This is a genomic window from Herpetosiphon geysericola, assembly GCF_001306135.1.
Classification (GTDB): domain Bacteria; phylum Chloroflexota; class Chloroflexia; order Chloroflexales; family Herpetosiphonaceae; genus Herpetosiphon; species Herpetosiphon geysericola.
In genome coordinates, this window is sequence record NZ_LGKP01000029.1 from 1 (window position 1) to 23850 (window position 23850).

Sequence of the window (23850 nt, forward strand, 5' to 3'; positions counted from 1 at the left end):
GGTCGCTACACGATTTGAGAAACTGGCGCTCAACTATCTCGGATTCGTCCATCTGGCCATGATTCAACGCGTGGTTCGGCTCCTTGCCCCATCCACACCAGTATCCTGAATTATCAGACAGAGCCTAGAACATACATTGCTGCTTGAACCTAGCTGTATGGATAAAATCACTCATGTTGGTGCGGCAACCGATTGGCTCGGCCAAAAGCTCAATGCAGGCTTTGCGTTTCCGTAATGGATTTAAGATATCGTTGGGCAATTGGGTTCCATGCTTAATTCAGGCCTTCGTTGTAGAATAACGGCAGCTTCCTCCACGCTATGTTGCCCAAATTCTATGCGGAGCACGATTCTTGAGCCAACTCAGTAGCATTAAATCAACGCTTAGCCAGCTCAGCGGTGGTGCATTGTGGTATCACGGTACAAGCTGCGACCTCGAAAGTTTCGTCATTCGCGTTATCGATCCAACCACCCGTGAAATGCAATATTATCAATTGACCATCAACTGTGCTTGGCGTTTGCGTCAACACCACCAAGTAGTGCTCAGCAGCAATGATTACTGGTTTGAAGACGATAATTCTATTCGCTTCGAGCCAAGCGTCGCAGCATTTTGGGCCAAGCATAATCCCGCCAATTTAATTATTTGGGCGATTGAAGTACAGCCCCAGAGCGGCGATCTATGCTTTTCAATCAATCACAATTATCAACTCGATATTCTGATTGATGCAGCGGCTGGTGAACATTGGGTTTTATACCACGATGGGCTAAAAATTTGTAGTTATCGCAGCTAGGGGTTTATGCACGAAATTTCGCTCATTCAACAAAAACTGGCAACTTTGCTTAGTCAAGAGCTGTGGGAAGGCTTTGATGTTGCTGGTATCTTATGCTTACGGATTGGCGCAAAGCGCATGGTTATCAACCGCAAGCAAGAAGAAGTTGAGATTGGCCGCTATAGCTTGCACATTAGCGGCGCATGGCGCTTGTGGCAACATCAACGGATTATTATCGGCAGTAGCGATTGGTCGCAGCCTGACCCTGCTGGAATTGAACGTTCAGCTTTGCACAGTTTTTTATCCAACTTTTGGCCTCAATCATTGTTTATCCGCAGCATGCAAATTAATCGTATTGGTGATGTTAAATTACATTTGAGTAAAGGCTATTGCTTAGAATTGTTAATTAGTTCAACCAATAAGGAGTATTGGCGCTTGATCGATGACGATACTGACGAACATTTTATCGTTGAAGCGCATGATGATGAAGAAGATTGCGCGTAACCAAACAGCAGATCCTACGTACAAGCAGCATCAATAACAACGAAACGCGCAGGAGCAAAAGCATGAGATTGATATATGGATTGGTTTTAAGCTTGATCTTGGTTGGTTGCCAAAGTACAGCGCCAAATAGTAACTACAATCAATATCTTGATACAAAAATTAAAGAATTATATGGAAATCGGTTAAATAATTATCTAATCGTTGATATAGTCTATAAAAGTAAATCTGGCGATACCGAAGTCCAAATTATTGATCTAGAACGAAAACAATTAAATTATCTCCAATTCAATCAAGATTCACACGATACTTCTGAGATAAAAGCTATCGGCAATGATCAAATCGTTGAATATACTGATTGCAATCGGATGCTTGATAAGCTTAATATTGATCCCGAAGCTGCGATTGAGTTAGTTGTTAAGGCCAATCCAGAATTTGCCAATCAACCAACTCTAGCACTTTATAAACCCTATATTGGGGTTAGCAACTGTCTCAATCTATGGCAAGTTTCCATCCACAATCAATTGATAATGGTTAATGGCGAAACTGGCGAACTAAGCAAACCAGCAGGTTGGTAACTATCTCAACGCTACCACCAAGCTTCGAATATTGCTAACAGCCAGCAAGCGAGGCCTTTATTTCTTTAGCTCCTCTCGCTGATCACAATCAGAGCAACCTTAGTAGCATTTTCACGTACAAGTTGCGAGTTTCAAATTGAATTGAATGGAGTGGTTATGAATCAGCAACAGCTCGACAAATTCAACCTTATTGTTGGAGCATTTTTAGTTCCTACAGGAATTATGGTCATTTACCAGACTTTATCGAAGAATACGCTCTGGAATGGAATTTTTGGTGGGATTGGGCTTATTTTATTTGGATTAAGTTATCTTCTGCAGAAAAGAATAAATGGAACTGCAAAGATTATCCTTAGTACTAGCGCATTTGTATGTTTCGTGATTAATCTAGTTATTATATTTATTTAATCAGAAAGCGATTTCGCCATGCGTTTCCAGCATTGGATTATTGTCAGTTTATTGGTAGTATTCGCAAGTAGTCTTGGGGCTTATATTTGGCTGAATCAGCCAGAACCACGGCCAAGTCCGCCAGCTGGTTGGCAAACAATCGAACAAGCTGATTTGATTATTTCGTTGCCGCCAGAATATATCGTGCTCAATCCAACGCTGGCGAATGCCAACCAAGAATTTACTGAGACCTATAGTGGAACCTACAAAACCTTGGTAAAAATTGCCACTGATCCGGTTAAAATCGATTTTTTGGCGGTTAATCCTAAAAATGGCGATACGATTGCGATTGTAGATAAAGCGTATAGCAAAAATTATCTCTCTGTTTTTGATCAATTCGAGCATGTTGCTGATTTGATGATTGATGTTCGTAAGCACAATCAGCAGCCAGTGGATTTATATAGTGCGAGTGATCGCTCTAGAAAATACCATAAAGAGATCATCTTTCAAGTTTTTAGCGAAGAACTACAATTCCCTCAAAGTGAGCCTATTTTTGAATTAATTGGCCAGAATATTGTGCTCCTCGATAATTGATTACTTTAGGATAGGTATATGATGCAAGAGCGCCAACGCTTCAATACGATTTATAATGATTTATTGATAACTATGGATCAGAAAACTATATGGGGAGAAGATCGTAGATTTCTAGGTACAAGAGTTTTATTCAAAATATCTGTTGAACAAATTAGCTATGTTAAGTTGCGTAAACGTTTTATTTGGTTTGGCAGCCAAGGTTTTGAAATTAATTATCGCAGGCAACCAAAAGGCGCATTATTCGGCGTATTCTTTGCTTCAAACCAAATTCAGCAATGGATCGATGTGTTTAGCGCAGCGGGCATCAAAATTATCGCTTGACCAATACTAGGATAAACATCATGCAAGAACGAATTAATAATATTTTTGCGCGCCATCCGATGTCAGTGAGTTTCAATCAACAAGGCTTCTTCATTGAAGTATTTTGGATTTTTTTTATAAATCCAAAGTATCAGATCCCAATTGAACAAATTAGCTATATTAAGTTGCGCCAGAAATATGTTTTTTTTGGTAAGCAGGGATTTGAAATCAATTATCGTACACATCCAAAAGGCGCATTGCTTGACTTCTTCTTTGTTTCCAAGCAGCCCCAAGCCTGGATCGATGCGTTTACCACAGCTGGAATTAAGCTTATCCCAAACAATTAATTGGCAGTTATTCATTTACGTTGCGCGTATGCTCTTTTTTGATTCAAGAGGATAGGTTTTTATGCGTAGATTTATAAAGAATTATATTGGCATTGCAATTCCTTTTTTAATTTTTGCATCGTATCTTGTGGAATTTACCAAGATTGAGCAATCAGCCACAGCGTATAGCATAACGTATGCTAATGCAATTAATTTTCCAATTGTTATTGGTTTATATCTACTAACATTAATGTTATTTCTATGGATAATTACTCCACGTAAGCTCAAAATTTTGGCAATTAGTACATTGACCATCGGAAATTTGGTGTTTTTCCCGCGACTCATTCGGCAAGAATTTCGGCTGAGTGCTAGCGAATTAACGATTATTTCCTCGGGATATGTCGAATTTTTCGCATGGGATTCGCTGCAATCAATCACCCTGTATACGCAACGATCTGGCCGATCGTCAACAACCTATTGGAAAATGACTGATAAAAATGGCAACATCATCGCCAATGAGTTAGAAAATGGATTGATGGAGCAAAGCCGTGAGATCACTGAGCAATTTGCTACCAACCATGGTGTGACATTCGAGAATCAGGTTAATCCATAAGCCGATTAATGACGAACTGTTGCTGAACAATGATCGAAAGGTTGATCATGAAGTTTCGGCTTAAACATGAGTATTTGGTTAGCGGCCTGCTCTATGGCGCAGCGCCATTGTTGCTGTATGCCTTGCTCGATTCGCTGTGGCTCGGCCTATTTTTAGGTTTTTGGTTGGTGGTTGGCCTGATTCGCTGGTTTACAGCGATTGTATGGAGGCCATGGATGGTCTGGCTTGGCTATGCAGCAACGCTTGGTTTGGCGGCGCTGATTATGGCTCTCGGTATGCAACCAACAACTGTAAGTTTGTATTTTTTGGCTTGGCTCGTCGCAGGAGTGGTGGCGAGCATGCTGCTTAATCGTTATTAAACCGCAACGCCATCCCCTTATAACTAGGCCTCAAAAACGCCCGCGTACCAGCAATTTTCTGCTAAGATAGCCCTTGCATAGAAATTATGCTGATTACTTTGCAATGGGGAGCTTTGAACTATGACGCTCGGTGTGGTTGTGCTTGCTGCTGGTCAGGGAACGCGCATGCGTTCGAGCTTACCGAAAGTTTTACATCCTGTTGCCGGATTGCCATTAGTTGAGCATGTTACCCGTCTGGCCGATGCGATCGGCGCACAGCAGATTGTATTGGTCGTGAGCGAAGATACGTTAGCACCAATTAGCGCTGCCTTTGGCCATCGCTATCGCTATGTGGTGCAACATGAACGGCTTGGTACAGGCCATGCGGTGGCTCAAGCCCGCGCCGAACTTGAAGGCAAGGTCGATGAAGTGCTGGTGTTGTATGGCGCTGATCCATTGATGCGCCATGAATCGCTGCTCGAATTGCTGGCAGCTCGCCGCACGAGTAATGCCAAGGCCGCAATCGTGACCTTCCAAGCTGATCCACCAACTGGCTATGGCCGAATTGTGCGCGACGAGCATGGCGCAGTTCAGGCGATTGTCGAAGAACGCAACGCCAGCCCCGAACAGCGCCGGATTACTGAAGTGAACCAAGGCGTAGCGCTCTACGATGGCGCTTGGCTTTGGAACGCCCTCGATCAAGTGCAGCCCAATAGCTTGAATGGCGAATATTATTTGACTGATTTAGTGGAGATTGGCTTGCGCGAACAGGGCGCTGGCGCAATAGCTGCTATTCAATTACGCGACCCCGATGAAGCGTTGGGGGTCAACGACCGGATTCAGTTGGCCCAAGTTGGGGCAATTTTGAATGCACGCAAGCTACGCGCCCTGATGTTAGCAGGCGTAAGCATCGTTGATCCAGCCAGCACCTTTGTTGACCAAGATGTGCAAATTGGCATTGATACGACCCTGCTGCCGGGGACGATCCTCAAAGGCCGCACCACAATTGGAGCCAATTGCACGATTGGACCAAACAGCTTGATTGAAGATTCGCAGATTGGTGAGCATTGCAAAATTAGCTATTCCGTGGTTGAGCAAGCGCGGATGGAGTTGGGAGCCAATATTGGGCCATATGGTCACCTGCGGCGGGGAGCACACCTGATGGAGCATGTCCACATGGGCAACTTCGGTGAAGTGAAAAACGCAATCCTTGGCCCTGGCACCAAGATGGGCCATTTTTCCTATATTGGCGATGCCACAATCGGCGAGAATGTTAATATTGGTGCAGGCACCATTACCTGCAACTTTACTGCTGATGGCAAGAAGCATCGCACTGAAATTGGCGCGAATGCTTTTATTGGCTCCGATTCGATGTTGCGTGCGCCAGTCAAAATTGGCGAGGGCGCAATTACCGGAGCAGGTTCAGTTGTGACCAAAGATATACCTGATGGCGGCGTTGCCGTGGGTATGCCAGCCCGCGTCATTCGCCACCGCAAGCCTGAGCAGAGCGAGAACGAGTAGGTTTGGGTTTTTCAATTTGACCAATTACTAACTTGGGGGGCATCGAATGGACGGGCGATTGCAGATTTTTACGGGGAATGCCAACATCCCGTTAGCTCGCAGTATCGCATCGCATCTCAATTTGAATCTCGGTCGGGCGATTGTCGGCGTTTTCAAGAATGGCGAAACTCGGGTGCAGCTTGAAGAAAACGTGCGTGGCTCAGACGTATTCATCGTACAATCCTTAACTACGCCAGTTGATCATCACCTCATGGAATTGTTGTTGATGATCGATGCCCTACGCCGAGCTTCGGCTCAACGGGTAACAGCGGTTATTCCTTACTATGGCTATGCCAAGCAAGAGAAGAAAACCACTGGGCGTGAGCCAATCTCAGCCAAATTGATCGCCAACTTGATTGCTACTGCTGGAGCCGATCGGGTGTTGACCATGGATTTGCATGCGCCAGCAATCGAGGGCTTTTTCGATATTCCAGTTGATCATTTGCAAGCTGGGCCATTGATTGCCGATCACTTCCGCAGCCGCAACATGAAAAATGTCGTGGTGGTCTCGCCAGATGCTGGCGGCGTGGGTCGGGCCAATAAATTCCGCGAACGCATCGGCGCAAGTTTGGCAATTATTGCCAAGCAACGCCCAGCGCCCGATGTTTCCGAAGTTGTCGAAATGGTCGGCGACGTTGCAGGCAAACACGCGGTGATCTTCGACGATATGATTTCAACTGGGGGAACTTTGGCCGAAGCAGCCAAAACCCTCAAAGAACGGGGCGCAATTAGCGTTGTGGCCTGTGCAACCCACGGCATCTTTGCTGGCAACGCTGTCGAATTGCTGGGCGATTCGGTGATGGAAGAAGTGTTGGTTACCGACACAATTCCCTTGCCACCTGAAGCAGGTGCAGCGCGGATTGCCCAAATTTCGGTGGCCTCGCTGTTTGCAGAAGCCATCATTCGGATTCACAAAGACCTTTCATTGAGCGCACTCTTTAGCTAAACTCAACTTACAGATACCCTTAATCAAGCGCTGCTAGCTTTGGTTCTAGCAGCGCTTTTTGTTTGGAGCAGAGCAAAACTTGCCCTCCTGAAGAGATGCGTTAGAATAGCCCTGACCTTAAAGGAGTTTCGTGCATGGGTTACACCATCCTGAGCATTGCCTCAACCTCATTTTTTGCTGATTACGGCGCGCATGTTCGCATTTGGGAAGAAACCCGCGCCCTGCAAAAATTAGGTCATCGCATTGTAATTGCAACCTACCATAACGGCGATAATATGCCAGGCTTTGAAATTCGCCGCTCATGGGACGTGCCCTGGGTCAAGCGCACGATGGTCGGGGCTTCGCATCATAAAATGTATTTGGATGTGGCACTTTCATGGCGGGCCTTGCGCGTTGCCATGGAAATCAAGCCCGATTTGATCCATGCCCATATTCACGAATCGGCCTTGATTGGCAGCGTACTTTCGCGCATGTTCAAGGTTCCATTGGTGTTCGATTATCAAGGCAGCCTGACCGCCGAAATGCTCGATCACGGCTTTCTCAAGCGCGATGGCATGTTTTATAAGCCGTTTCACTGGCTTGAAGATAAAATTAATCGGACTGCCGATGCGGTGCTGACCAGCTCCTTTAATGCAGCCAATATGCTGCGCGACGATTGGCAATTTCCAGCTGATCGGCTCTACACCGTGCCTGATAGCGTCAATACTGATCGTTTCAAGCCGTTCGATGGATCAGCAGAGTGGACAGTTGAACGCGAACGAATCCGCAGCGAATTAGGCATTCCTGCAGGCCGCAAAATTGTGGCCTATCTTGGCTTGCTCGCAGCCTATCAAGGCACCAACGTCTTGCTCGAAGCCGCCCGGATTATTCGTCAGCAGCGCGATGATGTGCATTTCTTGATTATGGGCTATCCCGATGTGCGTTCGTATTTGGCTTTGGCCGAATCGCTGGGTGTGAGCGATATTGTGACCATGCCAGGCCGCATTTTATACAAAGATTGTCATGCCTATTTGGCCTTGGGCGATGTCGCAGTTGCGCCCAAAATGTCGGCAACCGAAGGCGCTGGCAAAATCCCCAACTATATGGCGATGGGCTTGCCTGTTATCACCTTTGACACCCCAGTCAGCCACGAAATTTTGGGCGATGCTGGAGTCTATGCCAAATTTGGCGATGCGCAATCGCTGGCCGACGAAATTCTGGGCTTAATCGATAATCCCGAGCGACGGCATAATTTGGCTCAAACGGTGCGCACACGGGCGGTCAACGAACACTCGTGGGAGCTAGCTGCGCGCCAGATCGAAGCAATTTATGAGCGGGTTTTGGCCAAACGCGCTGGCAATCCATTGCCCGAATTTCCCACCAGCTTGCAACGCGAACAAGGTTCGTAAAACAGGATAAGCAACGGAACCACGAAGGACACGAAGCGCACGAAGGATGAGGCTATTGGCTTTTGGCTTTTAATTTCATCCCTCATCCTTACGGTCGCTCTGCGCCTCTGCGTTAAAAAATTGATCCACGAAGGACACGAAGAGCACGAAGGTTGCGTTTGCCCTCGTCTAGTCCCCGACCCCTGACCCCCAGATCATCTAATTGACGCGATCTAGAAAATCGAGGGTGATGCGATACAGTTCATCAAGCTCTGGAGAACGATCAACTGCCTGCAAATAATGCGACATGCCAGCAAAAAAATAGCTTTCGACTTCAACGCCTAAGCCACGCCATTGGGCCGCCAAAAATTCCGATTGGCTGGCGGGCACAACTTCATCGGTACGGCTGTGCAGCAACAAAATTGGTGGCAAATCGGCCCGTGGGTGCAATTGAGCAGAATAGGTTGCATAGCGCTGAATTTGCTCGTCGGGATAGCCCAAGGCAATCAGGGCTTGATCAAGCCCAAACGGCGGCATAAAAGTTCCAGCCACAAAATTCTCGCGCATGGCAAACAAATCGCTAATTGGCCCGAGCAAGACCACGCCAGTAAATCCAACATCATCTTGGAGCAAACGCAAAACGTGGAGGCTACTATAACTGCCTGCCATAATCGCCACGCGGCTGCCATCGACGCCCACGAACGAGCCACCACGGACCAAGGCCAACAAGCGTTTAAGGTCGGCAATATCGGCTTCGAGGTCGAGGCTGTAGGCTGGGCCAACCGCCAACACACTATAGCCACGCTCAGCCAAGGGAATACTGACGCTTTCCCATTCATCTGCAGGCCCAGGATAGACCGCAAGCATCAAGGGCAATAGATGATTGGTTGTGGTAATTGGTCGATAGAGCAAGGTTAATTGCTGCTCGCCCTTATCGCCCCAGACTTGCACTTGTTGGCGCAAGGCTTGGGTTGGATAGGGCGTGCTGCGGCTGACAACGCTGGTCGAGCCAATTAGCAGCTTTTCGACTGGCGCAAAACTAGGCGCAATTGCTGGGGCAAGTTGCACATCGTGCTGAATTGAATCATTATGCAGATCAACAGCACTCAAATCGTCGCGATAGCTGGGTGCAGTAACCAACAATCGATAGTTGTTTGCTGGCAGATTGGCGAGCGTATAACAGCCCTGATTGTTGCTGCTCGCCCGATGGAGTTTGCCATTGCGCTCGCTGACGGCCACAATTGCTCCAGCGATTGGTTGCTGATGGGCATCGCGAATACAACCGCTAATCCTGTGATTGGCTGGTTGCTGGCTTGCAGTTTGGCCTGCGCCACGCCATTGATCAAATTGATAGCGCAAGGTATTGCGAATTGGCCAAATCGTCACATTATCGGTCGTCAAAAACCAGATGCAGCCGATTGCCAACAGGCCAACGATAATGCCCAAAAGCTTGCGCCAAGAACGCTTAAACCAGTGCATAGCTTGCTCCTTTGATGAAGGTTTATTTGGTGTCGCTGCTTTTAACTTGGATCAGCATTTTGCGCTTAGCCGAAACCAGCAATTGCTTGCACTTCAGTATGGCTTAATTTGGCTGGCCAAACCAGTGGCGCTCCTGGCAATTACTGTCGATTAAGCCTGCTCAATTGGCTAGATAGTTGGCAAGCGCCAAAAATAACGCATAATAGCACTATTCATGGCAGGAAATGCAGCGAGACCAAGGGAGAACTGTTGATGGTCGAAGCACATTTATTTGGATTTGGCATTGCCTTGTGGCTGGCGTTGTTTATCGCCACCCGCACCCACCAGCATTCAAAGCTTTTTTGGGCAATCAATGCTAGTTTGTTGGGCTTAATTGGCTTTTTTGGCTCAGGCGTAATCGGCAGCGAGGTCTCAAATCTGGCCCAATTGATTGGGCTTGAACGTGGGTTTTGGTGGAGTTCGGTGCTTCCAATCAGCGCTTGGTTGATGGTTTGCAGCCTTATCCATCAAACCTTGCAGCCAAGCATCGCCAGCATCGCCATGCCGGAGCGTTGGCTAACAGGCATTATTGGCGGGTTCATGATCGGGCTTGGCAGCTTCAGCAATAGTCTGTTGAATTATGCAGAACCAGTGACGCTCGCCAGCGGCAGCCAAATTATCGGCACTGGCCAAGCCTACCCAATCTATAGTGCCTATGTGATGGGCTGTGTGAGCGCGGCGCTTTGGCATTTGGTTGCAAGTTGGCGCATTGCCGAAAGCGGGATTGCACGGCGCAGTTTGGCCAGCTTAGTGCTTGGGGCGTTATGCTTTCTGCTTGGCACAAGCATTTTATTGGCGCGGCTGATTAGCACTGGCACATGGTCGATGTTGTATGGCTATGTGCCGATTTTTGCTGGCTTATTGATTAGCGGCTTTAGTTTGGTACGCTTTGGTTTGTTGCTCCAAGGCCAAAATGTGCTGCGCGATTTGATTTATAGCTTTTGCGAAATAAGCATTTTGGCGCTGCTCTATTTGGTCAGCGTGAATATTCTTGATTTGCTGCGCCCAAGCCAATTGGCCTTGCTATTGGCCTGTGTCATTATCAGCCACACGGGGCTTGATCGCGGGCGACGCTGGCTTGATCGCTTATTTTTCTCGCGTGCTGAGCAAGCAGCCCGTAGCCAATCGCGTGAATTCGCCGTTGCCTTGGCCTCGACACCCACGCCAACGCTTGCACCAACGCAGGTCGCTGCCAAGCCCGATAAAACCTGGAACGATGCAGTGCGGCGGGCAATTAGCGGCTTGAAAAATCCAGTGCAACTCGCCCAAAATTCCTTGTTGAGCAGTGCTTTAGTTAGCCATCTGTTGCAAGCCAAAGAGCTAGAAGATAATCGCTTGAATCGTAGCGCCATCACCCGCGAACTATTGTTGCAAGCAATTGAGCAATTACGGCCTGATGCTACTACCCCAAACTTGGGTGCTGGCGATGCATGGCGCTGGTACAACGTCCTGTATCTGCCCTATGTGCGCGAGATCAACCGCAAAACCGCAATCGATTGGCTGCGCCGAGGGTTAAGCGATCCGTTGATTGATCCAAGTGTGTTGAGTTGGTTGGCCGATATTGATGAGGATACGTTTTATAAGTGGCAGCGCCGAGCCTCGGATGTGATTGCAGCACAACTTTGGGAACAACAGTTGAAGCTATTGCAACCTGATGCTTAATCACGATGACGGGGCGGATCATTTCACCTTATCCGCCCCGTGAGCCAATTCTTGCGAGCGGTTGCGCCATCAATCGCGCCAAAGCCACAGAAGCAGCATATTAATCACCACCGCTCCAGCAAAACCGACTGCTAGTTTGGGCCGATTAGCCATTACCAGCGCCACCACACCTAGGCCAAGCATTGCACCCTTGAGCCAGAACGTCAGCGATGGATCGAGCGGTCGGGCTGCTTTGGGCGCTAGAAATATACCCCACACTACCGCAGCCAGCAGCGGAGCGGCCAAACCAAGCATAATCCTAGGCCAGCCCTGGATCGTGGTGAAGCCCCAGTAGCCAAGCGCCGCCAGCATACACAGTTCCAACAGAAAGGCCACCGCAAGATTGATCGATCGAAGAATTGCCATACAGATGTCCTCAGCACGCGCGGCTGGACGACCAGATCAAGGCCACCAGTATCCAAGAATCGAAAAAAGCAACGGCTCGTGTAGTCACAATTGCCCATCAGCATGCACCAACGTGACAGCATATCGAGCGGGTCGCGCTATGAGAGCAGCGATCACCCCGTCGTGAGCGTGATCAACTCGTTCCAAAATAGCCCTGCTAAACAACCCACACAATCGGAGCTTAGAATAGTGCTTAAACGAACATAGAGCAAAGAATCCAGAACAAACTTTGTTCCAATATTCTATGCTCTATGTTCTATGCTCTATGCTCTTAGTCTAGCCAATCATCGTGCCAGCAACGGTATTTTCGCGGCGAGCTTCGATCACATCCTTGACCCGATTGAGTTTATCCAAAATGCGACTAAGTTGATCGATGCTTTCGATGCGGATAGTCGCCAGCAAGGTTGCCCGCCCGTGATGTTTATTATCCAATTGCTGGACTGCTTGAATGTTGATGTTGCCATCAGCAATCGCATTGGTCACGTCACGCCAAAGTCCAACCCGATCCCAAGCTTCGATACGAATTGGTACAGGATACGACTGTTTTTCAGTTGCTCCGCCCCATTCAACATCGATCAAGCGTTCGCGATTGCGTTCATGCAAAACGTTATAACAATCCATGCGGTGAACCGTGATCCCATGGCCCCGCGTTGTATAGCCAATGACCGCCTCAGGATAAACTGGATTACAACAGTGAGCGATGCGGGTATACACATCGGCCTCACCACGCACCGTAATTGTGCCTTGCTTGACCGGCTTCGATGGCGGGGCAATCGTGGGAATCGCCGCCAGCGGTTCATCCTCGGTGTTTTTATCGCTCAGCACCCGCTGAATTGCTTGGCGCGGCGAGAGATCGCCATTGCCAATTGCCGCCAGAAAATCTTCACTATTTTTCATGGCGTTGGCGCGCAGCAACTCTTCCATGGTTGGGCGCACGCCTAAGCGTTTGAGTTCTTTTTCAATTAATTCGCGGCCAGCAGTGATGTTGACATCGTTTTCTTGGCGCCGAAACCAGCGTTTGATATGGGTGCGGGCACCATTCGATTTAACATATTCCAGCCAGTCGCGAGAAGGGCCGCGCGGCACTTTGCTGGTCACAACATCGACAATTTCGCCGTGTTGCAGCTGATAATAAAGCGGCACAGGTTTGTTGTTGACCCGCGCGCCAATACAGCGATTGCCAACCTCGGAGTGAATCCGATAGGCAAAATCAATTGGGGTTGAGCCTTTTGGCAAGTCAATAATTTTGCCCTTGGGCGTTAGCACAAAGACCTGATCGCGCAGCACATCTTCTTTGACCGACTCGAAAAACTCAGTCGGATCAAGGTCGCGCTGGCCGTTGATTGCTGAACGCAGCCAAGCCAATTTGGTTTCAAATGATTGATCGTTGCGATTGCCAAAGCCTTCTTTATAGCGCCAGTGCGCTGCAATCCCATATTCCGAGACTTCGTGCATTTCGTAAGTTCGAATTTGGACTTCACATGGCTGCTCGCCTGGAATCACCACAGTTGTATGCAGCGAACGATACATGCTCTCTTTGGGAACAGCAATATAATCGTCAAATTCGCTCATAATTGGAATCCAAGTCGAGTGGACAAGGCCCAACACACGGTAGCATTCATCAACAGTTGTGACCATCACCCGTACAGCCAATTGATCAAAGATTTGATCAAGGCTAACACCCTTGCGCTCCATTTTGCGCGCAATCGAATAGATATGTTTGGGGCGGCCAGTTACTTCAGCTTTAATGTTATCGCGATCAAGAATCTGTTTGAGGCGAGCGATGACCCGTTGCACGATCCGCTCGCGGGTTTCGCGGCGCAAGTTGAGCTGGCGCCCAATTTCGCTATACTTTTCTGGGTTCATATAGCGAAACGAAAGGTCTTCAAGCTCCCACTTGAACTGCCAAATCCCTAGGCGATGGGCGAGCGGTGCATAGACTTCAAGGGTTTCGCGGGCGATGCGTTGCTGTTTGTCGGGGCGCATTGCGCCAAGCGTGCGCATATTGTGCAAGCGGTCGGCCAGCTTAATCAGCACCACGCGCGGATCATCGGCCATCGCAATAAACATTTTGCGATAGGTAATGGCTTGGGCTTCTTCGATGCTTTTGGCTTCGAGCTTGCTCAGTTTGGTTACGCCATCGACGATATGCGCGACTTCACGGCCAAAATCGGCCCGAATTTGATCGAGCGTAATTGGCGTATCTTCAACCACATCGTGCAAAAGCGCCGCTGCAACCGATTCGGGGTCGAGCTTCATATCGACCAAAATATGGGCCACTTGCACCGGATGCAAAAAATATGGCTCGCCCGATTTGCGCACTTGCGGGGCGTGAGCCTCTTTGGCCAAATCCCACGCTCGTTCGATCAGCTGAAACTCATCAAGCGGCCAATAGGTACGCATGCGGCTAATTAGCGCTTCGCTTTCATGAACTTGCGGCGAACTAGCGGGAGTGGCGGTGGTGTGTTTTGGGCTCTCGCTATGGGTAACATCATCATTATAAGAACTAGGCATATGAGGTGCGAGGTCCATAATGACCCTCGTTTCTAGCGGCATTGCGCTGTTGTGTCGCGATCCATTTTCTGCTGATTGTAGCGAACAGATTAACACGCCCCTATACACATGTCAAGCAAATTGCATCCCGCAATGACGCAGCGTGTTATGCAGTTTACCCAAAAGCCAATTGACACATTGCACAAATTAACATAGAATGGCTTTAACTCTGATTTAACACACCTCTGGTCTAAATCCAATTTGTTCGCCAACTTTTTGCCCAACCAAAAAACTCAACTCGTCAACCTGACGAACTAGGTTTCCCCTCCTGCAATGATGCAGAATGCACCAATGAAGGCTCTCCCGCAGCGATGACGCTGGTGGTTTACCCAACGTTTCTTTGTGCTACCTGAAAATGCGCCATGGTATAGGGCAGCGTTGCTAACGCCGTCGCGTATTTGCCAACTCCCTGCGCGAAAGGAGACCTCGCATGAACCGCCTGTTGTATGACCCACGCTTTGAACATGATGCATGTGGCATTGGCTTTGTCGCTCGAATTGATGGAAAACCAACCCATGCAACAGTGAGCTTAGCCCTCGCGGCGCTTGGCAGTCTGACCCATCGCGGTGGGATTGCCGCCGACGGTCTGACAGGTGATGGCGCTGGCCTCTTAACCACGATTCCGCGCGCATTTATGGCCCGTGAATTAGCTGCCCGCCGGATTTTGGCGAACCCGCAGCGGATTGCGGTTGGCATGATCTTTCTGCCCACCAGCAACACCGAACGCGCCCGCGAACTGATCGACGATGCGCTCGTCTGGCGAGGCTTACGACCGCTTGGTTGGCGTGAAGTACCGCTTGATCGTGAGCAACTTGGCCCGATTGCCCGTGATATTTGCCCACAGATTGAGCAAATTTGGGTCGATCGCCCAGCAACGATGGACGACGATAGCTTTGAACGGGAACTCTACCGCGCCCGCCGCCGCGCCGAACGCACCGCCCTCGCCGAGAACATCGACCTCTACATTCCTTCACTTTCTTGTCGCACGATTGTCTATAAAGGCCTCATGTTGCCCAGTCGCTTGGCCTTGTTCTACCCCGATTTGGCCGATGCAGACTATAGCGCCAGCGCTGCGGTCTACCACCAACGCTATTCCACCAACACCATGCCAACGTGGAGCCGCGCCCAACCCTTCCGCGTCGTCAGCCACAACGGCGAAATCAACACCTTAACTGGCAATGTGAACTGGATGCGTGCTCGCGAAGCCCATCTCTCAAGCCCATTGCTTGGTAATGTGCGCGAACTTGCGCCGATTGTCGACGAACGCGGCAGCGATTCAGCCCAATTTGATAATGTGCTAGAGCTGTTGGTCCGCGCTGGTCGCGACGTGCGCCATTCCTTATTAATGATGATGCCCGAAGCTTGGGAACATATCGATGATCTGCCCCAAGATGTGCGTGATTTCTACCAGTGGCACGCCAATTTGATGGAAGCATGGGACGGCCCCGCCGCCATGACCTTCTGTGATGGCAAAATTGTTGGTTCAGCCTTAGATCGCAACGGCTTGCGCCCAGCCCGCTATATCGTCACCGATGATGGTTTAGTGGTTGTGGGCAGCGAAGTCGGCGCAACGCCAGTCGACGAAGATCGGATTATTCGCAAGGGTCGGCTTGGCCCAGGCCAAATGATCGCCGTCGATTTGATTAAAGGCCAATTGTTGGATAATACCGCTGTCAAAGCCATGTTTGCAGCCCGCCAGCCCTACGGCCAATGGCTGCAAAATAAGAGCGTCGATTTGGCCGAATTGGTTGCCGCCTACACCGAAGCCGAAGTCGAACTCAACCCCGACGATTTGCTCCGTTTGCAAGCAGCCTTTGGCTATACCGACGAAAACTTGGCGATGGTGCTCAAGCCAATGGGCCGCGAAGGCGCTGAACCAATTGGCTCGATGGGCGATGACACCCCAATGGCGGTCTTCTCAAACCTTGCCCGCCCAGTCTATGGCTACCTTAAACAACGCTTTGCAGAAGTTACCAACCCACCAATCGATCCCTTGCGCGAACAATTGGTGATGTCGCTCTCAATTCGCTTAGGGCCACGCCACAATATTTTGATCGAGCGGCCCGACCAAGCCCACCAAATTGCCTTGGCTAGCCCAATTTTGCGCAACATCGAGTTGGCAGCCTTGCGCGCTTGCCCAGATCGTAGCTTTGGCACCGCCACCTTGGATACAACCTTTCCAGTTACCGACGATGCCCAATGGATTGAACATGCGCTTGATGATTTGTGTAGTAGCGCCGACCGCGCCTTAGATACTGGCGCAACAATCCTTGTCTTGAGTGACCGTGAAGTTGCCCCACAACGAATCGCCATCCCAACCGTCTTGGCACTTGGCGCAGTTCACCATCATCTAATTCGAACTGGGCGGCGCTCAACCTGCTCGTTGATTGTCGAAACTGGCGAGGCTCACGAAGTGCATCATGTGGCAGTCTTAGTGGGCAACGGCGCTGAAGCCGTCAACCCATATGTTGCAATCGCCACCATTCGCGAAATTGCCAAAGAACGCTCACGCACGCCCATCACTGCCGACCAAGCAGAAGATAATTATGTACATTCGTTGGAAAAAGGCTTGCTCAAAGTTATGTCGAAAATGGGCATTTCGACGGTTGATAGCTACTGCGGAGCGCAAATCTTCGAAGCGATTGGCTTGAGTGATGCAGTCATTGCCCGTTGTTTGACTGGCACACCATCACGCTTTGGCGGCGCCGATTGGCAACGCTTGGGCCGCGAAAGCTACCAACGTCATGCCCAAGCCTTTGGTTTGGAAAAACCAGCCCTCAGCCACCCAGGTTTGTACAAATTCCGCAAAGATGGCGAATATCACGCCTTCCAGCCAGCAGTGGTGCATGCTTTGCAAAAAGCAGTGCGAGCAGCAGTCGATAATGGCGCAGATTTCGAAGCGGGCTATGCGACCTATCGCGAATATAGCGACTTGCTGAACAAACGCCAACCATCCGACCCACGCGATTTGCTGGATTTTGTGGCAACCGAGCCAATTGCAATTGACGAAGTTGAATCAATTGAAACGATTGTCAAACGCTTCTCGACCGCCGCAATTTCCTATGGTTCGTTGAGCGCCGAAGCTCACGAAACCTTGGCCGTAGCCATGAATCGGCTCGGCGGCATGAGCAATAGCGGCGAAGGCGGCGAAGATCCAGCGCGCTTTGGCACCGAAAAAGTCAGCGCGATCAAGCAAATTGCCTCAGGTCGCTTCGGAGTTACGCCCAGCTACCTGATGAACGCCCGCGAATTGCAAATCAAAATGGCGCAAGGCTCCAAGCCAGGCGAGGGTGGCCAAATTCCAGGCAATAAAGTCACCGAAGACATTGCCCGCACCCGCCACACCACGCCAGGCGTAACCTTGATTTCGCCACCACCCCACCACGACATCTATTCAATTGAGGATTTGGCTCAACTGATTTACGACATGCGCACGATCAACCCTACTGCTGCGGTTTCGGTCAAGCTGGTGTCTGAAATGGGGGTTGGCACAATTGCGGCAGGTGTGGTCAAAGGTGGCGCTGATGTGGTGTTGATTAGTGGCAATTCGGGCGGCACTGGCGCTTCTCCGTTGTCATCAATCAAAAACGTTGGGATTCCATGGGAAATTGGCTTGGCCGAAACTCAACAAACCTTGATGCTCAATCAACTGCGTGATCGCGTGCGGGTGCGGGCCGATGGTGGCTTGCGCACTGGCCGCGACGTGGTTATGGCCGCATTGCTTGGCGCAGATGAATATTCCTTCGGCACCTCAGCGCTGATTGCTGAAGGTTGTGTGATGGCTCGCGCATGCCACAACAACACCTGCCCAGTTGGGATTGCCACTCAGCGTCCTGATTTACGCGCCAAATTCCCGGGCAAGCCAGAGCATGTGATGGCTTTTATGCAGTTTATCGCCCAAGAAGTGCGCGAATTATTGGCCCAACTCGGTGCTCGCAGCCTCAACGAAATTATTGGCCGCGTCGAATTATTGCGCCAACGCCAAACCAACAACCCCGACCACGATGCGCTTGATCTTAGCCCATTGTTGGGCTTGGCCAACGCTGGCCCACGCCGCTTCAACGGCATGCCCCAGTTAGTTGGCATCGATCGGCTCAATCAATTTTTGGTCGATAGTGCCTTGCCAAGCGCCAAAGCTGGTCAAGAAGTGATTATCAACGCCGAAATCACCAACGAAGATCGCTCAACGGGCATCACCTTGGCAGGCGAGTTGGCGCTGCTCAAAAACACTGGTCACGTCACCATGAATTTTGCTGGCAGCGCAGGCCAAAGCTTTGCCGCCTTCGCGACGCGCGGCATGCAACTCAACTTGGTTGGCGATGCTAACGATTATGTTGGCAAAGGCTTGGCTGGTGGCGAAGTTGTAATCAAGCCACGTCCTAATGCTCAATTCCTCGCTCACGAAGCCACAATTCTTGGCAACACTGCTCTATATGGAGCAACCAGCGGCAGCTTGTATGCTGCTGGCCGCGCTGGCGAGCGCTTCGCAGTGCGCAATAGTGGCGCAGTTGCGATTATCGAAGGCATTGGAGAACATGGCTGCGAGTATATGACTGGCGGTACGGTGGTGGTGCTCGGCAGCACTGGCAATAACTTTGGCGCAGGCATGAGCGGTGGTCAGGCCTTTGTCTACGACCCCAGTCAACGCTTCCTTGGGCGGCTCAACGACGAAATGGTGATTGCAGAACGGGTTGCCTCGCCATTGGTCGCCGACCATTTGCGCGAACTAATCGAACGCCACGCGGCACTGACGGGAAGTGTCTTGGCCAACGAAATTCTCGCCAACTGGGAAGATCAGCAATCAGCCTTCTGGCACGTTATCTCCAAGGCCGCCCACGCTGCGGCAGCCCACAATAACCAACCAGAATTGACCAAAGTCGCCGCTTAACGCTAGTCACTCCTTCACACACACCAAACACCAGCGATCAAGGTTGATCGCTGGTGTTTGTTTAGGCGCTTTAAACAGCTGCCTAGTAGTGCTAAGAAGTAAAAATTTAATAAAGAATACCACAAGCGTAAGCATGTTCGTAAGGTTGGCACTTTAGGCTGCTTATTAATGGGCAATTTAGATTAAACGATCAATTCAGCTATTGAGAACACTATGAGCGACCAACCAGTAGCAGAAGCAGCAGCTTCAAATAAGCTTCAATCAGCCCTCAATGTTGAGGTTGCGTTTGCTCTCCGCCCAACCGTAACCGGCTTGGGTTTTTTATATTTGTTATTTAGCATCGCCCATGCTTTGGTGCTGCCAGCCCCAATTAAGCTGCCAATGGTGATTGTTGCGCTTTTGAGTGTGCTCTTTTTTGCTTTTTGGTGGTGGCGCTTGCAACACTGGCGGCCATCCGCCGAGTTCGCCCATCCACTGGCGACGCTGTTTATTCTGGTCGCGGGCTTCAACAGCATTTTGCATATTTGGCTTAGCGGCGAGATTCACCAAAGCACCAACATTGCCTTTATTTTGATTGGCACTGGCTGTTTGTTGCTCTCGTGGAACTGGTTTATTGTCGGGATTGGCGCAACCTTGATGGCGTGGCTGGCGGCAATTAGCTCATTGCCAAGCTCGCCATTAACCATGCATTTTATTTTTATGTTGGTAAGCGCCACGGTTGCTGCCGCTACTATTCAAGGTATTCGCATGCGCACAGTTCGCGGCCTAATTGCCCTGCGCATGCAAGAAAGCACCTATAAATACGAACTACAAGAAGCATTAATTCAAATCAAAATGAGCGAGGAGCGCTTTCGGGCCTTGGCCGAAGCCACGTCCGAAGGCGTGGTGCTACAAGATGAAGGCGTGGTGATGGATGCCAACGAACGCTTTGGCGAGATGTTTGGCTATCATCGCGATGAGATTATTGGTCACTCACTGCGCGAATTTGTTGAGCCTCAATCGCTACAAAAAGCTATGCACAAATTTAAAGATGGTGATCCCTACGAGGTGACGGCGCTGCGCAAAGATGGCAGCACCTTCATCGCTTTGGTTTTAGGCACAAATCTGCCCTATAGCAACCGCGTGGTGCGGGTTGCAGCGGTGCGCGATATTACCGAACAACGCCATTTTGAAAACTTATTGCTCAGCGCCAAAGACCAGGCCGAAGCTGCCAACCGCGCCAAAAGCACCTTCCTCTCAACCGTCAGCCACGAATTGCGCACGCCGCTCAACGCGATTGTTGGCTATAGCGAAATGATCTACGAAGATTTAATTGACCGTAGCATGCCCGAATTGGCAATGGATATGACGCGAATTCGCAGCGCCAGCGATCGCTTGCTGAGCCTGATCGACGGCGTGTTGACGATTACTGATCTTGATGCAGAAGTGGTGCGTTTAGAACACGAAACGATCGATTTAGCGCTGGCGATTGGCAGCGTCAGCGACCAACTGCAAACCAAAGCCCAAGAAAATAAAAACACTATCCAATTGTTGGGCAGCCAAACCTGGGGTTCGGTTGTGACTGATGATCATAAACTGCGCATGATTATTTACCATCTGCTGGATAATGCGATTAAATTCACCCACGCTGGCTTGATCAGCATCTCGGTGCAGCGCTTGCAACACGCTGCTGGCGGCTGGCTCGAAATCGCCATTCGCGATACTGGCATTGGCGTGGCTCACGAACAATTCGAGCGTATTTTTGAACCATTTGTGCAGGCCGATTCCTCGGCAACCCGCCAATATGAAGGCACTGGTTTGGGTTTAGCAGTTGGTTTGCGGCTAGCCAAAGCCTTGGGTGGCACAATCGAGCTTGATAGCCGCTTGGGCCTTGGCTCAACCTTTACCTTGCACCTGCCCGAGCATCCCCCACACCCTAACCAACAGTTAAGCCAAATGTCCCACGCACAGGCCTAGTCTGGCATCCCAACATAAGCTATAATCAACCTAGCCGCATGAGATGAAGCGGGTAGGATTCGCCCATTGCATTTAATTTCCATCACGCTTCAACATTTGCACCAAAATTGAAGATTGAGCGTACAGTCATTGATCCTATTCGGAGTCAAGGGAGAAGATAATGCGTCGTTTCACGTTGCTTTTGCGAGCCACCATCTGGGTTTGGCTTAGCATTGTGGTACTTGCAGGTTGTAGCACCGCACCAAATCAAGCCCCAAGCTATCGATTTCAAATCGTTGATGCTCAACAAAAGCCAATTTTAGCGGCCAATGTCAGCCTGCGCTGGAGCGACGAACCAACCCCATTTAGCGTCAGCCGAACTGATAATCAAGGCTTCGTTGGCGGAATGGTGATCGTTCAAGGTGCACCAGAGAATTGGTCACGGGAGTTAGTTGTGATCGCAACTGAATCTACGTTTGATTACGATACCGATTTAATGCGTGATCGAAGTACAACATTAACCGTTACACTCCAGCACAGCAAACAGCTCGAACAAACCATCACGATTGATTCAGATTAATACTTTTGAGCTTGGAGAGAAGCAATGAAACCGTTTCAACGTTGGCTAATGGCATTCTTAGGCATTAGCTGTTTAGTACTAAGTTTTTATAGCTACACAGTCAATCAAAATTTGCAAAGTATCAAGCAACTTCAGCAGGCACAAACTTCTATAACCGGGAAGGCGTTATGGCTGAGTTGGGACAGCTGTGCTAATAGTCTTAAGCAGGTTTTACGGGCGGGTGATACCCAGAATCAAGCAGAGGTCTTAAACCACTTTTCAAATGCTCAAATTTATTGTCAATCAACAACCATGTTGAACCACAGCTATACCATAGCCTTGGAATCCGCGACTAAATCATGGTGGAATCGCACCCAACAAAACCCAGCAAAAGCGCTTGGATTTATGATTTTATTTACCGATTATTCGATCCAAATATCTAAAATCCAATATGCTGTTCAAACAGAAGGTTTGGTGAGTGCAACTAGCCGTGCTCAAATCGAACAACTGCATACTGAGATTGAAACATTTACCCAACAAGTATCAGACACCATGCTGCAAAACGGCAATATTGCCGAAATTCAGCAAGCAATTGCGACGTGGTGCGGCACGGTCACCGATGTCGCTGCCAAAACAACAACAAACCTGATTAAAGATGAATATCTGGGAGTTTGTAAATAACTCGTAACAGCGTTAATGTGCCTAAACTGGTATCGAGCAAAACTATGGCAAACATCCACCAATATTAAATGGAGAGAAGTAATGAAACCGTTTCAGCGTTGGCTAATGGCATTCTTAGGCATTAGCTGTTTAGTGCTCAGCGTTTATAGCTACAGCACCAAGCACAATTTGCAGGCAATCGAGCAACGTCAGCAGCTTCAAACCGCCCAAACAGGACAATCATTGTGGTTCAGTTGGTACGATTGCGTTGAAGAGCTTAATTCTGGCTTGCATGCGGCTGCTCAATCGAATCAGGTTGGTGTTCTGACCTATCTTTCAAAAGCTCAGATTTACTGTAAATCATCAACCAGATTGATCTACAGCTATACGATAGCCTTGGATTTTCCAGTCAAACCATGGTGGAATCTCAACGAACTAACGCAATCAGATTCGCTTGGATTTGAACAATTGTTTGACCACTATTCATCCCAAATAGCTCAAGTTAAGAGTGCAATTGCAACAGAAGGCTCGGTGAGTGTAGCGAATCGTGCTCGGTTGCAACAATTGCATGATGATATTAAAACATTTGCCAAGCAAGTACCAGAAATTATGCTACAAAAGGGCGATATTGCTGAAATTCATGCAGCGATTGCCACGTGGTGTGGCATGGTCACCGATGTCAAAGCCAAAAAAACAATTCGCCTGACCGAGGATCAATATAAGGGAGTTTGTAAATAACCTTTATTACAATCATTGTGCTGCAATAATCAACTAAATTCCTCCATGAGCAGCAAGCGATGTACAAGATGCCGAAAACCAGCAAACTGTCGCCGCACAAGCTAAAAAAGTATCTGTATTTGGCCAATATTTGAAGCAATAGATTGCCGTTAAATAAGCTTAAGCCTATTGCCTAAGGATAGTTAAGCATAATGAAACATATCTTGTACAGCATAATCGCAATCCTGCTAGCAGGCTGTAGCTCTCAGGTTGTGGAAAAAGCTTATCCCGACCCGATGCCAATTTTGCTCTACCCACGCGGAAGAGCACTCGGCGAGGTTGTTGATGATGGTAGTTATTTAATTGTAGAATGGAAACCCAGGATGATCGGGCGCAGGTGATTGATTGGTATAAACGCCAATTTCCAGCTGATTGGCAGTACACAGAAGGAAGTCCAACTGAGGTAACATTTTTTAAGATAGATCTGGTTGATTGTATGAATTATATGTATATACGCCTGATGTGAGTTAGACATCGTTGATGACCGTAAATGTCAGCACATCGATCCCAAATCGTGCCCGCAACACGGCTTTCACGACCAAATGCGTCACCTTGCTGGCAATGCGGGTCACCAATCCAC

General features: G+C 49.2%; 21 protein-coding genes and 1 pseudogene. 18 read left to right on the forward strand and 4 right to left on the reverse strand.

The window, feature by feature from the left end:
* Positions 1–350: 350 nt before the first annotated feature.
* The 12 genes from SE18_RS19185 (at position 351) to SE18_RS19240 (ending at position 8295) form a co-directional block, all read left to right on the forward strand.
* Positions 351–788: a hypothetical protein gene (locus SE18_RS19185; RefSeq protein WP_054536084.1), complete on the forward strand. Its 438-nt coding sequence runs from the start codon at positions 351–353 to the stop codon at positions 786–788.
* 6 nt (positions 789–794) lie between these two features.
* Positions 795–1271, forward strand: coding sequence for a hypothetical protein (locus SE18_RS19190; protein WP_054536085.1), 477 nt, complete (start codon positions 795–797; stop codon positions 1269–1271).
* A 62-nt stretch (positions 1272–1333) separates the two neighbouring features.
* A complete protein-coding gene (locus SE18_RS19195; RefSeq protein WP_054536086.1) occupies positions 1334–1846 on the forward strand; it encodes a hypothetical protein in 513 nt (170 codons plus the stop codon).
* 156 nt (positions 1847–2002) lie between these two features.
* Positions 2003–2251 carry a hypothetical protein gene (locus SE18_RS19200; RefSeq protein WP_054536087.1) on the forward strand — a complete coding sequence of 83 codons (249 nt, stop codon included), beginning with the start codon at positions 2003–2005 and terminating at the stop codon, positions 2249–2251.
* An 18-nt stretch (positions 2252–2269) separates the two neighbouring features.
* Positions 2270–2824, forward strand: coding sequence for a hypothetical protein (locus SE18_RS19205; protein ID WP_054536088.1), 555 nt, complete (start codon positions 2270–2272; stop codon positions 2822–2824).
* 18 nt (positions 2825–2842) lie between these two features.
* Complete coding sequence (locus SE18_RS19210; protein ID WP_054536089.1) at positions 2843–3145, forward strand: hypothetical protein; 303 nt, start codon at positions 2843–2845, stop codon at positions 3143–3145.
* 20 nt (positions 3146–3165) lie between these two features.
* Positions 3166–3471: a hypothetical protein gene (locus SE18_RS19215; protein ID WP_054536090.1), complete on the forward strand. Its 306-nt coding sequence runs from the start codon at positions 3166–3168 to the stop codon at positions 3469–3471.
* Between the two features lie 61 nt (positions 3472–3532).
* Positions 3533–4063, forward strand: coding sequence for a hypothetical protein (locus SE18_RS19220; RefSeq protein ID WP_054536091.1), 531 nt, complete (start codon positions 3533–3535; stop codon positions 4061–4063).
* A 47-nt stretch (positions 4064–4110) separates the two neighbouring features.
* Positions 4111–4422, forward strand: coding sequence for a hypothetical protein (locus tag SE18_RS19225; RefSeq protein WP_054536092.1), 312 nt, complete (start codon positions 4111–4113; stop codon positions 4420–4422).
* Between the two features lie 120 nt (positions 4423–4542).
* Complete coding sequence (gene glmU / locus SE18_RS19230) at positions 4543–5922, forward strand: bifunctional UDP-N-acetylglucosamine diphosphorylase/glucosamine-1-phosphate N-acetyltransferase GlmU (RefSeq protein WP_054536093.1); 1380 nt, start codon at positions 4543–4545, stop codon at positions 5920–5922.
* A gap of 46 nt (positions 5923–5968) precedes the next feature.
* Positions 5969–6907, forward strand: a complete 939-nt coding sequence (locus tag SE18_RS19235; protein ID WP_054536094.1) for a ribose-phosphate diphosphokinase — start codon at positions 5969–5971, stop codon at positions 6905–6907.
* Between the two features lie 134 nt (positions 6908–7041).
* Complete coding sequence (locus SE18_RS19240; protein WP_054536095.1) at positions 7042–8295, forward strand: glycosyltransferase family 4 protein; 1254 nt, start codon at positions 7042–7044, stop codon at positions 8293–8295.
* Positions 8296–8493: 198 nt separating this feature from the next.
* Here SE18_RS19240 and SE18_RS19245 read toward each other — a convergent pair whose 3' ends face one another.
* Entirely contained in the window at positions 8494–9753 is a 1260-nt protein-coding gene (locus SE18_RS19245) for a carboxypeptidase regulatory-like domain-containing protein (RefSeq protein ID WP_054536096.1), read from the reverse strand.
* Positions 9754–10005: 252 nt separating this feature from the next.
* Between SE18_RS19245 and SE18_RS19250 the strand changes: the two genes are divergently transcribed.
* Positions 10006–11454 (forward strand): hypothetical protein, encoded by a 1449-nt coding sequence (locus tag SE18_RS19250; protein ID WP_054536097.1) that lies wholly within the window; start codon positions 10006–10008, stop codon positions 11452–11454.
* Positions 11455–11523: 69 nt separating this feature from the next.
* Here the strand turns inward: SE18_RS19250 and SE18_RS19255 are convergent, their stop codons facing one another.
* Both SE18_RS19255 and SE18_RS19260 read right to left on the reverse strand, forming a co-directional pair.
* Positions 11524–11859 carry a YrdB family protein gene (locus SE18_RS19255; RefSeq protein ID WP_054536098.1) on the reverse strand — a complete coding sequence of 112 codons (336 nt, stop codon included), beginning with the start codon at positions 11857–11859 and terminating at the stop codon, positions 11524–11526.
* 315 nt (positions 11860–12174) lie between these two features.
* On the reverse strand, positions 12175–14412 hold the full coding sequence (locus SE18_RS19260; protein WP_236706916.1) for a RelA/SpoT family protein: 2238 nt from the start codon (positions 14410–14412) through the stop codon (positions 12175–12177).
* A gap of 469 nt (positions 14413–14881) precedes the next feature.
* On the opposite strand from SE18_RS19260, the gene gltB reads away from it, so the two are divergent.
* From gltB to SE18_RS19285, 5 genes are all read left to right on the forward strand, one after another.
* Complete coding sequence (gene gltB, locus SE18_RS19265; RefSeq protein WP_054536100.1) at positions 14882–19339, forward strand: glutamate synthase large subunit; 4458 nt, start codon at positions 14882–14884, stop codon at positions 19337–19339.
* A gap of 213 nt (positions 19340–19552) precedes the next feature.
* On the forward strand, positions 19553–21295 hold the full coding sequence (locus SE18_RS19270; protein WP_054536101.1) for a sensor histidine kinase: 1743 nt from the start codon (positions 19553–19555) through the stop codon (positions 21293–21295).
* Between the two features lie 160 nt (positions 21296–21455).
* Positions 21456–21854 (forward strand): hypothetical protein, encoded by a 399-nt coding sequence (locus SE18_RS19275; RefSeq protein ID WP_054536102.1) that lies wholly within the window; start codon positions 21456–21458, stop codon positions 21852–21854.
* A gap of 24 nt (positions 21855–21878) precedes the next feature.
* Positions 21879–22514, forward strand: a complete 636-nt coding sequence (locus SE18_RS19280) for a hypothetical protein (RefSeq protein ID WP_054536103.1) — start codon at positions 21879–21881, stop codon at positions 22512–22514.
* Between the two features lie 81 nt (positions 22515–22595).
* Entirely contained in the window at positions 22596–23231 is a 636-nt protein-coding gene (locus tag SE18_RS19285; protein ID WP_054536104.1) for a hypothetical protein, read from the forward strand.
* A 506-nt stretch (positions 23232–23737) separates the two neighbouring features.
* Here SE18_RS19285 and SE18_RS28430 read toward each other — a convergent pair.
* A pseudogene (locus SE18_RS28430) lies at positions 23738–23850 on the reverse strand (IS982 family transposase); the annotation flags it as partial.

Excerpts from the sequence above, each read along its gene's own strand:
- SE18_RS19240 (WP_054536095.1), top strand. The coding sequence starts at position 7,042 with ATGGGTTACACCATCCTGAGCATTGCCTCAACCTCATTTTTTGCTGAT.
- SE18_RS19225 (WP_054536092.1), top strand. The coding sequence starts at position 4,111 with ATGAAGTTTCGGCTTAAACATGAGTATTTGGTTAGCGGCCTGCTCTAT.
- SE18_RS19215 (WP_054536090.1), top strand. The coding sequence starts at position 3,166 with ATGCAAGAACGAATTAATAATATTTTTGCGCGCCATCCGATGTCAGTG.
- SE18_RS19210 (WP_054536089.1), top strand. The coding sequence starts at position 2,843 with ATGATGCAAGAGCGCCAACGCTTCAATACGATTTATAATGATTTATTG.
- glmU (WP_054536093.1), top strand. The coding sequence starts at position 4,543 with ATGACGCTCGGTGTGGTTGTGCTTGCTGCTGGTCAGGGAACGCGCATG.
- SE18_RS19270 (WP_054536101.1), top strand. The coding sequence starts at position 19,553 with ATGAGCGACCAACCAGTAGCAGAAGCAGCAGCTTCAAATAAGCTTCAA.
- SE18_RS19275 (WP_054536102.1), top strand. The coding sequence starts at position 21,456 with ATGCGTCGTTTCACGTTGCTTTTGCGAGCCACCATCTGGGTTTGGCTT.
- SE18_RS19245 (WP_054536096.1), bottom strand. The coding sequence starts at position 9,753 with ATGCACTGGTTTAAGCGTTCTTGGCGCAAGCTTTTGGGCATTATCGTT.
- SE18_RS19235 (WP_054536094.1), top strand. The coding sequence starts at position 5,969 with ATGGACGGGCGATTGCAGATTTTTACGGGGAATGCCAACATCCCGTTA.
- SE18_RS19260 (WP_236706916.1), bottom strand. The coding sequence starts at position 14,412 with ATGCCTAGTTCTTATAATGATGATGTTACCCATAGCGAGAGCCCAAAA.
- gltB (WP_054536100.1), top strand. The coding sequence starts at position 14,882 with ATGAACCGCCTGTTGTATGACCCACGCTTTGAACATGATGCATGTGGC.
- SE18_RS19220 (WP_054536091.1), top strand. The coding sequence starts at position 3,533 with ATGCGTAGATTTATAAAGAATTATATTGGCATTGCAATTCCTTTTTTA.
- SE18_RS19255 (WP_054536098.1), bottom strand. The coding sequence starts at position 11,859 with ATGGCAATTCTTCGATCGATCAATCTTGCGGTGGCCTTTCTGTTGGAA.
- SE18_RS19195 (WP_054536086.1), top strand. The coding sequence starts at position 1,334 with ATGAGATTGATATATGGATTGGTTTTAAGCTTGATCTTGGTTGGTTGC.
- SE18_RS19205 (WP_054536088.1), top strand. The coding sequence starts at position 2,270 with ATGCGTTTCCAGCATTGGATTATTGTCAGTTTATTGGTAGTATTCGCA.
- SE18_RS19190 (WP_054536085.1), top strand. The coding sequence starts at position 795 with ATGCACGAAATTTCGCTCATTCAACAAAAACTGGCAACTTTGCTTAGT.
- SE18_RS19280 (WP_054536103.1), top strand. The coding sequence starts at position 21,879 with ATGAAACCGTTTCAACGTTGGCTAATGGCATTCTTAGGCATTAGCTGT.
- SE18_RS19200 (WP_054536087.1), top strand. The coding sequence starts at position 2,003 with ATGAATCAGCAACAGCTCGACAAATTCAACCTTATTGTTGGAGCATTT.
- SE18_RS19285 (WP_054536104.1), top strand. The coding sequence starts at position 22,596 with ATGAAACCGTTTCAGCGTTGGCTAATGGCATTCTTAGGCATTAGCTGT.
- SE18_RS19250 (WP_054536097.1), top strand. The coding sequence starts at position 10,006 with ATGGTCGAAGCACATTTATTTGGATTTGGCATTGCCTTGTGGCTGGCG.